The organism is Kitasatospora sp. NPDC057198 (genome assembly GCF_042670125.1).
Classification (GTDB): Bacteria; Actinomycetota; Actinomycetes; order Streptomycetales; family Streptomycetaceae; genus Kitasatospora.
Window position 1 is genome coordinate 1 of the sequence record NZ_JBHUWH010000264.1, and the last position, 10,772, is coordinate 10,772.

Here is a 10,772-nt window from a genome sequence, read left to right on the forward strand (position 1 = left end):
TGAAGCGGACGGCGAACGGGTCGTCGCCGTCGTAGTCCAGGTCGACCGCGATGCGGAAGGACAGCTCGCTCGACACCACGAGGTGCATCGCCATCCGGGCTCGGACCGTGTTGTGCATGCGCCAGTACCTCTCGTTCTGCCCGCCCGCCGGCCAACGACCGTGCGGCGGACGGGGCGTGTCGGTTCGCGATGGCCGGACGGCACCCGGGGTGCGGACCCGGTTCCCGGAAGCATGCATGCGAACGGGCCCCGTCCGTGGCCCTTCCGCCTCCGCGTCCCCCGTTCGGCCCCCATCGTCCAAGATCGCCGACGGCACGGGCAAGGCGGGCCATTTCAAATGGTGAACGAACCAGCCCCGGCGTGCGGAAGCCCCCGGGCGCGGACGGGAGTTGAGGGGAGTTGACGGGAGACGGCGGGAGTTGACGGGACGGACATCCACCCCGAGCAGGTGCGACGGGCCCGCGCCGCGTACGCCGAACTGCTCGCCGCCGAGCCCGGACGGCTACGCTTCGTCCAGGGGGCGGCGGGGCAACTGCCCGGCGAGGCGGACGGGTTCGACGCGGTGATCAGCGTCCAGGCGGCCCAGTACTTCCCGCGGCTGGCCCCCTTCGCGGCCGAGGCGGCGCGGGTGCTGCGCCCCGGGGGCCGGGTGGCGATGGCCACCCGGTGCGGACACTCACCGACGCCTTCGCCGCCGCCGGGATGACGGAGGTCCGGGCCGTCTCGATCGGTCCGCACGTCTGGCGGGGCTGGGACGCCTGGGCCAGCAGGTTCTGGGCCCCGACACCCGGCCCCGCACCTTCCTGCGGGCCTACCGGGAGGGCTTCTGCGACTACTGCCTCGTGACGGCCGAAGCGCCGCGCTGACCCCTCCGGCCACCCTCCGACTCCCGTGCCGCTGCCGCGGCGGCCCGGCGGTCGCGCTCGCCCCAACGCTGGTCCTGCTCCTCGGCGTTGCCGCCGCAAGCCCCGACGTACGCCCGGGGCGCCTCCGGGCTGGGCAGCCGTCGGCGGGGTCGACCGGTCGTGGTTCCCCTCGCCTGACGGCTCGTCAGCTCGTCAGCTTGTCAGTGCTCCTTCCATCGGGGTCGGTCACGACGGAGCGTCGGCTCGGACGCGCAGCTCGGACCGGGCCAGGGCGGACACCGACAGCAGCAGCACCGCAGTGCCCAGCAGCGCCGCCGGGGTCAGCGGCTCGTCCAGGACGGCCGCCGCGAACACGGTGGCGCTGAGCGGTTCGATCAGCGCCACCACCGAGGCCGTCGCGGCGCGGACCACCGCCGCGCCCGCGAAGTACAGCGCGTAGGCGAGGGCGGTCGGCACGGTGGCCAGGTAGCCGAGCAGCAGCAGCGTCGAGGGCAGCGCACCGGTGGACGGCAGCACGCCCTCGGTCAGGGCGAACGGGCACAGGCACACCGCGCACACCCCGAACGACCACAGGGTGGTGGCCGCCGGGTCGTCGGCGGCACCGGTGCGCGCGGCCCGGTGCCGGGTCGCCACGGTGATCGCCGCGTAGCCCGCCGCCGAGGCCAACGCCCAGGCCAGGCCCGCCGGTTCGGACCCGCCGCCGGAGTCCGCCGCGCCGCCACCGAGCACCAGCACGCCCAGGCCGAGGACCGCCCCGGCCACCGCGGCCAGCCCGGCCCGGCCGAGCCGCTCGGCCATCAGCAGCCGCCCGCCGAGCGCCACCAGCACCGGCGCCGAGCCCAGCGTCACCACGGTGGCCACGGCCAGCCCGGCGTCCCGGACGGCCAGGAAGTACGCGGCCTGGAACAGCGTCAGCCCCAGGCCGTTGAGCAGGATCCGGTGCACGGCGGGCCGCGGGGCCCGGCGCGCCGCGGTGAACGGGCGCAGCGCCAGCAGCACGGCCGCGCCGCCGACCGAGCGCCAGAAGGTCAGGGCCAGCGGGCCCAGGCCGCTGCGCTGGAACAGCAGCGCGGCCGCCGCCCCGGCGGTGCCCCAGGCGGTGGCGGCGAGGGCGACGTACAGCAGGCCCCGCCGGGCGGGCAGGGCGGGCAGGGCGGAGGGAACGGAGGGGTAGGACAACGGGGACTCCCGGGAAGCCGTCATGGTCGGTGGGCCACGGAAGCGGGCAGCACCGACCGGCCCGGGGCGGCCGTCCACGGAGGGGGACGGGCCCGGGCGGGCTCAGGAAGTGGCCGGCCGCCCGCTCAGCGAGCGGGAGGGGGCAGGACGCCGCGATGCATGCCCGCCACTGTACGGGACGGGGACGGGGATGGGGACGGGGACGGGGACGGGGTGGGAGGCGGGGCGGAGGCGCTCACGTGGCGGGGGCGAGGGTGGCGACCAGGTCGGCGGCGGCGAGGCGGCGCAGGGCGTCCGGTGCGGCGTCCAGCGGGCCGGGGTGCAGGCGGTACAGCTCGCCGTGCAGGCCCGGCGCGGCGGGCAGGTCGGCCTCCAGCAGGGCGAGGAACGCCCGCCGCCCGGCGAGCAGTTCGGGCAGCGGACCGGTGACCGGCGGCCCGTCCGGGGCGTGCCGCAGGCGCAGCCGCTCGGCGAACTCGCCGACCTGCTCGGCGGGTTCGCGCCGCCACCGGCGGACGGTGCCGTCCAGGCCGCGCACCAGCACCTCGCCGGTGGTGTGGGCGGCTCGGGCGCAGGCCACGTCCCACAGGGTGGCGCGCCGGTCGGGGGCGAAGTGGTCGAGCACGTCGCCGCACAGCGCGGCCAGCTCGTCCCGGTGCCGGGCGACGCTGTGGTAGCCGCCGGTGGCCGTGGTGTTGAGGTCGGTCCAGGTGAAACGGCGCTCCGCCAGGTCGACGATCAGCGGGACGGACACCTTGGCGTCCCCGGTCAGGTCCATCCGCTGGCGGACGGCCCGGGCCGACAGCGGACCGCCGCCCGGACGGCCGTCGTCGACCCCGGCGAAACCGGTGAACGCCTCCGGGAGCCGGTCGAACGGGATGTCGTTGTAGCTGAACACGACCATCACCGCGTACCGCGCCCCGGCCGCCTCCAGCGCGGCGAGGTCCAGGTCGACGAACTCGCTGGCGCCCTTCGGCGGCGGGGCCGAGACGTAGTCGCCGGAGTGCACGGCGGCCCGCCGCCCGAACGTCAACTGCGTGTAGTCGCACCGGCCGCGGAAGTTCCAGTCGGCGTCGTACAGGGCCACCGACAGGTCCAGGTCGACGCGCTGGTGGTGCGGCTGCACCCAGTGCAGGAACAGCCGCAGCCGCTCGCCCGGCGGCAGCGGCAGCAGGCTGCCGCGTGGCACCGACACCAGCGCCCGGGCCGCCGCACGCTCCGCGAACGGCACCGACATGCCGGTCAACGCCTCGTCCAGCAGGGCGACTTCGGGTAGCTCGGGGAGCGTCGCGGCGGACCGCCGGAGCAGCTCGGCCTCGATCGCGGCGACCACCGGGGCGCTCAGCCCGGCCGGGACGACGGTGCCGTGGTCCTCCCTTCCGTGCGCCAACGAGACCAGTCCGCGCGGGAAGTAGAGTCGCCGCTCGCCCGCGGTGCGCGGGCCGCGCAGCCGACCGTAGGCACCGAGCAGCGGCCCCGGGCCGACCCGGGGCAGCGCCCGGACCAGCGCCGCCGACAGCTCGGCGGGCGCCGGCGTACCGGGCGCCATGATCGTGTGCACCCGCAGCAGGTGGTGCAGGCGACGCACCAACTCGCCAGGGCGGTGCGCGAGTTCGGCCACCGCGCCGGGGACGTCGCCGACCGCGAGCAGGCCCTCCACCCGGGTGGCGAACCCGGTGTGCGCCACCCGGCGGCGACCGCGCACCCGCTCCACCCGGAGCGGCGCGGGCGGCTCGGCGAAGCCGGGGGAGGCGGCATCCAGGTCGGTTCCGCGCAGCAGCGCGAACGCCGCCGCCACCGAAGGGAACTGCCGCCCGTACTCGAACGGGTGCAGCAACTCGCCTGCGCGCAGCCAGGGTTCGCGGTGGCGGCGGAGGTCCTCGGCCAGCGAGGCGGTCGGCAGCGCGTCCAGCACGCCCAGCAGGCCGCGGCGCAGCGGCCGCGGCAGGTTGCGCAGCCGCAGCGTGCGGGCGGTGGCCGGCAGCAGGTCCGGCTCGGCGCCCGAGTGCGCCCACAGCAGCCGCAGCACGTCGGTGGCGGTGGTGAGCCGCTCGGCCAGTACCGGCAGCGCCGACGTGCCCCCGCGGCGCAGCAGTTCGGCCAGCGCCAGCGCCTTGGTCTCGCGAACCGGGACCTCGGCGGGCAGCAGCGCCGCCAGGTCCGCCGGGGCGTGCACCAACAGGGTGGCCAGGTCGTCGCGGTCCTGCGGGTTCAGCGGTGTGCGGCGGGTCAGCAGGCCGGTCAGCTCGGCAAGCGCCGCCGTGGTCTCGTCCTCGTTCAGCAGCCGCAGCGGGCGCAGCACCGAGCCGCGCGGCTCCCGCGGCTCGGGATCACCCTTGCGCGGCGGGGCCTGCTCGCGCACGGCCTTGCGCTTGCCGCCGAACAGGAACGGGTGGACGGCCAGCGCCGTCCCGCAGGACGGGCAGCGCGGTGTGCCGTCCTGCGCGTCCAGGCAGTCCGGGCACAACAGGTGGGCGCACGGGGCGAGCAGCCCGATGCCGACCTCGGCGCCGCGCCGCCCGCAACGGGCGCACGGCTGGTGCGGCTGGGCACGCAGGAACGCCCGCATCCGGCGGCTGTGGTGCAGGTGCGCGACCTCCGGCACCGCGTCCGGGAAGCGGCGGAACAGCGGGGTGTGCTCGCGGTGGGTGCCCAGCAGGTGGTCGATCCGGTCGAGCAGCGCGCCGCCCAGACCGGCCAGCCGCAGCGGTGCCGACCTGGCCAGCGCGGAACGCAGTTCGACGGTCAGCAGGTAGCCGCGGTTCGCCAGGTCGGCGTCCAGCGCGGTCAGCCCGCGCAGGCTCCACGGGTCGGCGGCGGGCAGCAGCCCGGCCGGGTCCACCGCGACGGCGGTGCGGCGGCGGAGCAGGAAGGAGCCGAGGTCGAGGTCGACGCCGGTGTCGAACGTCACCGGGATGACTCGGGGCATGCGGAAGGAACCCCCAGGGGGAGGCGGAAGACGAAGAAGCGGGCGGAGAGGGGGCGCGCTGGTTCTTTTCGGAAAAGGGAGAAGGAAGCACGCCGCGGAGCCGCCCGCGACCGCCACCCTAGGGCCGACGCGCGGCGCGCACCAACGAATTAACCGGCAGCGGGATCCGGGGCCCGACCGGCCGCCGCGTCGAACAGCTCCCAGCCGTCGGCCTCCAGCACGCCCGGCCGCTCCGGGTGCCAGCCGCGGGCCGCCGCCGCGTCCAGCAGCGCCCGGACGGTGCCCGGCTCGTGCAGGTTGAGCCACCGGTCACCGGTGCCGACCGAACCGGAGGGCGTCCAGCCGTCCGGGACCAGCCGGTCGGGCCCGGGGCGGAAGACGATCAGGAGCCGACCGGACCGCCCCTCGGGACGCAGCGACAGGGTCTCCGCACACCCCGGGCCGCCGCGCGGGGACGGGTCGTGCCGGTGCCCCACCCGCCACCGGTAGCGGAGGCCGTCGGGGGTGGTGAGCAGTCGGAAGGCGCGGTCGCGGCGGGGCACCGGGCTCAGCCCTCCCCGGCGGCGGGCTCGGCGATGGCGGGCTCGGTGGCGTTGGGTTCGAAGGCGTCGGGTTCGAAGGCGCCAGGTTCGAAGGCGGTGGGTTCGAAGGCGGCGGGCGAGGTGAGGCCGTGCAGGAAGGCGGCGAAGTCCGGGGCGAGCGGCAGCTCGGTGGCGGCCTCGGCGTCGTACCAGGCCACGGCGGGCTCGCCGGTCGGGCCGCAGCGGCGGTAGTCGAGCGCGATCCAGTGGTGGCCGTCGCCGGAGACCGGCACCAGGCCGTCCGGCAGGCCCCACTCGGCGGCCAGGTAGGGGCCGTCGAGCAGCGAGAACGGGCTCTGCGGGTGGCGGCCCGCGCCGTGCAGGTGGTCGAACGGGACGTGGTCGGGCGCCCAGGAGGTCGGCCGGTCGGTGGGGAAGGCGCCGTACCCGTCCGCGACCAGCCCGCCGTCCTGTTCGCGCAGCAGGTCGAGCAGGACGGCGGGCAGCGTGACGCCGAGCAGGCGTTCGGCGGCCAGCCGGTCCGGCTCGGTGAGCGGCGGCGCCGCCGGGCGGTCCGGGTCCCAGAACGGGCGGGGTCGATCCATGGGGGCAAGGGTAGGCACACCCCCTGACGTCCCGGCACCCGCCACCGCCACCGGCCCGTTGCGGCGGCGGCCCGTTGGTCGTTGCCCGGCCGTCGTTGTCCGGTTGGCCCGCTGTTCGGTCCCGGCGAAGCCGCTGGGTTCGACCGTCGTCAGGTCGGCCCGGCCGGCGGGTCGTCCGACCCCGCCGCTGCCCGGCCCCGCCGCCCGGCCGTCGCCGTCCGGGTTTCGAGCAGCCGGGCGGGCTCAGGCCGGGTAGGCGTGGGTCTGGGTGGCTTTGACGGCGGCCCAGACCCGGGTGCCGGGGGTCAGGTCGAGAGCGGTGGCGGCGGTGGGGGTGAGGTCGGCGGCCATCGGGAGGGGGCCGGTGAGGTCGACCCGGAAGCGGTCGCCGTGGAGGTCGAGGCCGGCGACGGTGCAGGGGAAGAGGTTGCGGGCGCTGGTTTCGGGGCGGTGGCGGTGCAGGGTGACCGCGTCGGGGGGGAAGGCGACGAAGGCGGGGCCGGTCAGGTCCTCGTCGGTGGCCAGCACCGGGCCTTCGGGGAGGGTGACCCGGCGGCCGTCGGCGGTGCCCTGGTAGAGGTTGAGGCCGACGAGCCGGGCGATGTAGTCGGTGCGCGGGTGCCGGGCGACGTCGGCGGGGCGGCCGCTCTGGACGACCCGGCCGTCCTCGATGACGACGAGGCGGTCGGCGAGCACCATGGCGTCCAGCGGGTCGTGCGTGACGAGCACCGCGACGGCCTCGAACTCGGCGAGGTGGCGCCGCAGTTCGGCCCGTACGTCGAGCCGGGTGCGGGCGTCCAGGGCGGCCAGCGGTTCGTCCAGCAGCAGCAGGCGGGGGCGGACGGCCAGGGCGCGGGCCAGGGCGACGCGCTGGGCCTGGCCGCCGGAGAGTTTCGCGGGGCGGTGTCCGGCGTGCTCGGCCAGGCCCATCCGTTCCAGCCAGGGCAGTGCCTCGGCCCGGGCGGCGGCCTTGCGCAGGCCCCGGGAGCGCGGGCCGAAGGCGACGTTGTCGAGCGCGGACAGGTGCGGGAAGAGCAGGTAGTCCTGGAAGACCACGCCGATCGGCCGCTGTTCGGCGGGCCGGAAGAGGCCGTCCGCGGGGGAGTCGAGCGGGGTGCCGTCCAGGTGCAGGTGTCCGGCGGTGAGCGGCAGCAGCCCGGCCAGTGCGCGCAGCGCGGTGGACTTGCCGGCGCCGTTCGGGCCGAGCAGGGCCAGCACCTCGCCGGGGCGGGCGGCCAGCGGCACGTCCAGGGTGAACGCGCCCCGGGAGACGGTCAGCCGGGCGTCCAGGGCGGGCCGGGCGTCCAGGGCGGGCCGGGAGTTCGGCGCGGGTTCGTCGGCGGGGCCGTCGGTGGCGGAGGGCTTCACGGCGTGGACATCCAGCGGTCGCGCAGCCCGGCGAGGACCGCGACGGAGACGGCGAGCAGGACCAGGCTCAGGGCGATCGCCGCCTCCGGGTCGGACTCCATGGCCAGGTAGACGGCCAGTGGCATGGTCTGGGTGCGGCCGGGGAAGTTCCCGGCGAAGGTGATGGTGGCGCCGAACTCGCCCAGGGCCCGGGCCCAGGCCAGTACCGCGCCCGCCCCGATGCCGGGGGCGACCAGCGGCAGGGTGACCCGGCGGAAGGCGGTCAGCCGGGAGGCGCCGAGGGTGGCGGCGGCCTCCTCGTAGCGGGGGTCGGCGGCGCGCAGCGCGCCCTCCACGCTGATCACCAGGAACGGCATCGCGACGAACGCCTCGGCGACCACGACCCCGGCGGTGGTGAAGGGGAGGGTGATGCCGGTCCAGGCGTCCAGCCAGCGGCCCAGGATGCCGTTGCGGCCGAGCACCAGCAGCAGGGCCACGCCGCCGACCACGGGGGGCAGCACCAGCGGCAGGGTGACCAGGGCGCGGACCAGGCGCCGGCCGGGGAACTCGGTGCGGGCCAGCAGCCAGGCCAGCGGCACGCCCAGGACGAGTGCGACGCCGGTGGCCAGGGTCGCGGAGAGCAGCGAGAGCTTGAGGGCCTGCCACACCTCGGGGCCGGTCAGCAGCTCGGGGAGCGCGCTCCAGGGCGCGCGCACCAGCAGGCCCAGCAGCGGCAGGACGAGGAAGGCGAGGCCGAGCAGGGCGGGCAGCAGCAGCGCGGCGGGGGCCCGCCCGACCCCCCGGGGCCGCCGCCGGCCCCGGGGGAGTGGTGCGGTGGTGGTGCGGGGGGCGTCGGGGCCCGTCACGGCGCCTGGAAGCCGGCGTCGGTGAACACCCGGCGGGCGTCCGCGGAGCTCAGGTAGCCGAGGAAGGCGGCCGCGCCGTTGGGGTTGGACGCCTTGCCGAGCGGCACGATCTGGTAGTCGTTGACGGCCTGCGCGGCCTCGGGGAAGTTCACGCCCTCGATCTTGCCGGAGTCGGCCTTCACATCGGTCTGGTACACCAGCGACGCGTCGACCTCGCCCAGTTCGACCTTGGTCAGGGCGCCCTTGACGTCCTGCTCGTAGGTGGCGGGGGTGAGCTCCACGCCGGCCGCCTTCAGCGCGGTGACGGCGGCGGCGCCGCACGGCACCTCCTTGGCGCACAGCGCGGTCTTCAGGCCCTTGAGGTCCTTCAGGCCGGTGACGTTCTTCGGGTTGCCCTTGGGGACGGCGATCTCCAGGGTGTTGCGGACGAGCACCGTCGGGTCCCCGCCGGTCAGCTTGGCGTCGGTGACGGTCTTCATGGTGGCCGGGCTGGCCGCCGCGAACACGTCGGCGGGGGCGCCGGCGACGATGTTCTGGGCCAGTGCGGAGGAGCCGCCGAAGTTGAAGGTCACCGTGGTGCCCGGGTAGGCGTCCTCGAACCGCTTGCCGAGTTCGGTGAAGGACTCCTTCAGCGAGGCCGCCGCGAACACCGTCACGGTGCCCTTGACCTCGGGCCGGGCCGGGGCCGGGTTCACCGAGGCGGAGCCGCCGCCGGAGCTGCTGCACGCGGTCAGGCCGGCCGCGAGGGCGAGGACGGCGGAGGCGGCGAGGAGTCGTCTGGCGCTGCGCATGGATGGTTTCCCCTGGTCGTGTGGGCGGTGACGGGAGAGGGTGGGGGCGTGATCAGGTGATCATAGTGCCGCAGCTGCGGGGCTCAAGACTGCTGTCTCATCGCACAAGCGACCTTAAGAGGAACTTAAGGGTTGCATGTGCAATACCTCAAGTCCCCGGCCGGCCCGGCCCGGACGCGTGCCGTCCCGCCCCCGACGCGTCCTCGCGCGCCGCCGCCGGGCACGGGATACTGACGCGGTTTCAGCGAACCGCCGCCACCCGGGGGTTCGCCCGTCGAAGGAGGGGGACTCCATGACCACCGCCACCCGCGCACCCGGCCCGGCCGGCCTACCGCTGCTCGGCTCGCTGCTCGACCTCAAGCGCGACGCCCTCGCCACCTACCTCGCCGCCCGGCGCGACCACGGCGACGTGATCCGGATCCAGGCCGGCCCACCGGGCCTGCGCGCCGAGCTCTGGATGGTCTTCTCGCCCGAGGCCGTCCAGCAGGTGCTCGCCACCGACGCCGCCAACTTCCGCAAGGACAACGTCTTCTACGGCGAGATCCGGGAGAGCTTCGGCAACGGCCTGCTCACCTCCCAGGACGCCGACTACCTGCGCCAGCGCCGCCTGATCCAGCCGCTGTTCACCCGCAAGCGGGTCGACCAGTACGCCGACGCCATCGGCATCGAGACCGAGGCGCTGGCCGCCCGCTGGGCCGCCGCCCCCGACGGCGTCGTCGACCTCGGCGAGGAGATGAACCGCTTCGCGCTGCGCACCGTCTCCCGGATCCTGTTCGGCCAGGACGTCGAGGAGGCCGTCGAGACCGTCCACCACGCCTTCCCGGTCCTGAACAACTTCGTCCGCGACCGCGCCTTCTCCCCGCTGCGCCTGCCCCGCAAGTGGCCGCTGCCCGGCCACCGCAAGGCGCTCGCCGCCGAACGCACCCTGTACGAGGTCTGCGACGGCATCATCGCCCGCCGCGCCGCCCAGGGGGACGGCGGGGGCGACGACCTGCTCGGCCTGCTCGCCGACGCCCGCGGCGAGGACGGCGAGCAGCTGGACGCCACCGAACTGCGCGAACAGGTGCTGATCTTCCTGCTGGCCGGCCACGAGACCACCGCCACCTCGCTGATCTTCGCCCTGCACCTGCTCGGCGAGCACCCCGAACAGCAGGCGCGGGCCCACCGCGAGGTCGCCGACCTGCTCGGCGACGGCCGCCGCCCCACCGCCGCCGACTACGCCCGGCTCCCGTACCTGACCCAGGTGCTGAAGGAGGCCATGCGGCTCTACCCGGCCGCCCCCGTGATCGGCCGCCGGGCCGTCGCCGACACCGTGATCGGTGGCATCCCCGTCCCGGCCGGCGCGGACGTCCTGATCGCCGCGTACGTCACCCACCGCCACCCCGGGCACTGGGAGGACCCGGAGCGCTTCGACCCCGAGCGCTTCACCCCCGAGCGGGAGGCCGCCCGGCACCGCTACGCCTGGTTCCCGTTCGGCGGCGGGCCGCGGGCCTGCATCGGCCAGCACTTCTCGATGCTGGAGTCGGTGCTCGCGCTGGCCGTCCTGCTGCGCGGGTTCGAGATCACCACGGTCGACCGGGAGGTGGCGCTCGGGCAGGGCATCACCCTCGAACTGCGCGGCCCGGCCCGCGTCCGGCTCACCCCGCGCGGCTGACCCCGGAGCCGGAG

8 protein-coding genes and 1 pseudogene are annotated in these 10,772 nt (G+C 76.1%); 2 read left to right on the forward strand and 7 right to left on the reverse strand.

Going from position 1 to position 10,772, the window contains the following annotated elements:
• Window positions 1-424: 424 nt before the first annotated feature.
• Window positions 425-706 (forward strand): annotated as a pseudogene (locus ACFUEL_RS25750) (class I SAM-dependent methyltransferase); the annotation flags it as partial.
• A gap of 385 nt (window positions 707-1,091) precedes the next feature.
• Here the strand turns inward: ACFUEL_RS25750 and ACFUEL_RS25755 are convergent.
• The 7 genes from ACFUEL_RS25755 to modA form a co-directional block, all read right to left on the reverse strand.
• Window positions 1,092-2,045: a DMT family transporter gene (locus tag ACFUEL_RS25755; protein ID WP_380239134.1), complete on the reverse strand. Its 954-nt coding sequence runs from the start codon at window positions 2,043-2,045 to the stop codon at window positions 1,092-1,094.
• A 235-nt stretch (window positions 2,046-2,280) separates the two neighbouring features.
• A complete protein-coding gene (locus ACFUEL_RS25760; RefSeq protein WP_380239135.1) occupies window positions 2,281-4,974 on the reverse strand; it encodes an MXAN_6230/SCO0854 family RING domain-containing protein in 2,694 nt (897 codons plus the stop codon).
• Between the two features lie 149 nt (window positions 4,975-5,123).
• Window positions 5,124-5,516 carry a hypothetical protein gene (locus tag ACFUEL_RS25765; RefSeq protein WP_380239136.1) on the reverse strand — a complete coding sequence of 131 codons (393 nt, stop codon included), beginning with the start codon at window positions 5,514-5,516 and terminating at the stop codon, window positions 5,124-5,126.
• A gap of 5 nt (window positions 5,517-5,521) precedes the next feature.
• Window positions 5,522-6,100, reverse strand: coding sequence for an SMI1/KNR4 family protein (locus tag ACFUEL_RS25770; protein ID WP_380239137.1), 579 nt, complete (start codon window positions 6,098-6,100; stop codon window positions 5,522-5,524).
• A gap of 243 nt (window positions 6,101-6,343) precedes the next feature.
• A complete protein-coding gene (locus tag ACFUEL_RS25775; protein WP_380239141.1) occupies window positions 6,344-7,408 on the reverse strand; it encodes an ABC transporter ATP-binding protein in 1,065 nt (354 codons plus the stop codon).
• Window positions 7,409-7,464: 56 nt separating this feature from the next.
• Window positions 7,465-8,313, reverse strand: coding sequence for an ABC transporter permease (locus ACFUEL_RS25780; protein ID WP_380239138.1), 849 nt, complete (start codon window positions 8,311-8,313; stop codon window positions 7,465-7,467).
• Window positions 8,310-9,104, reverse strand: coding sequence for a molybdate ABC transporter substrate-binding protein (gene modA / locus ACFUEL_RS25785; RefSeq protein ID WP_380239139.1), 795 nt, complete (start codon window positions 9,102-9,104; stop codon window positions 8,310-8,312). Before modA ends, ACFUEL_RS25780 begins: the two co-directional genes overlap by 4 nt.
• Window positions 9,105-9,396: 292 nt before the next feature.
• On the opposite strand from modA, the gene ACFUEL_RS25790 reads away from it, so the two are divergent.
• On the forward strand, window positions 9,397-10,758 hold the full coding sequence (locus ACFUEL_RS25790) for a cytochrome P450 (RefSeq protein ID WP_380239140.1): 1,362 nt from the start codon (window positions 9,397-9,399) through the stop codon (window positions 10,756-10,758).
• Window positions 10,759-10,772 lie beyond the last annotated feature (14 nt).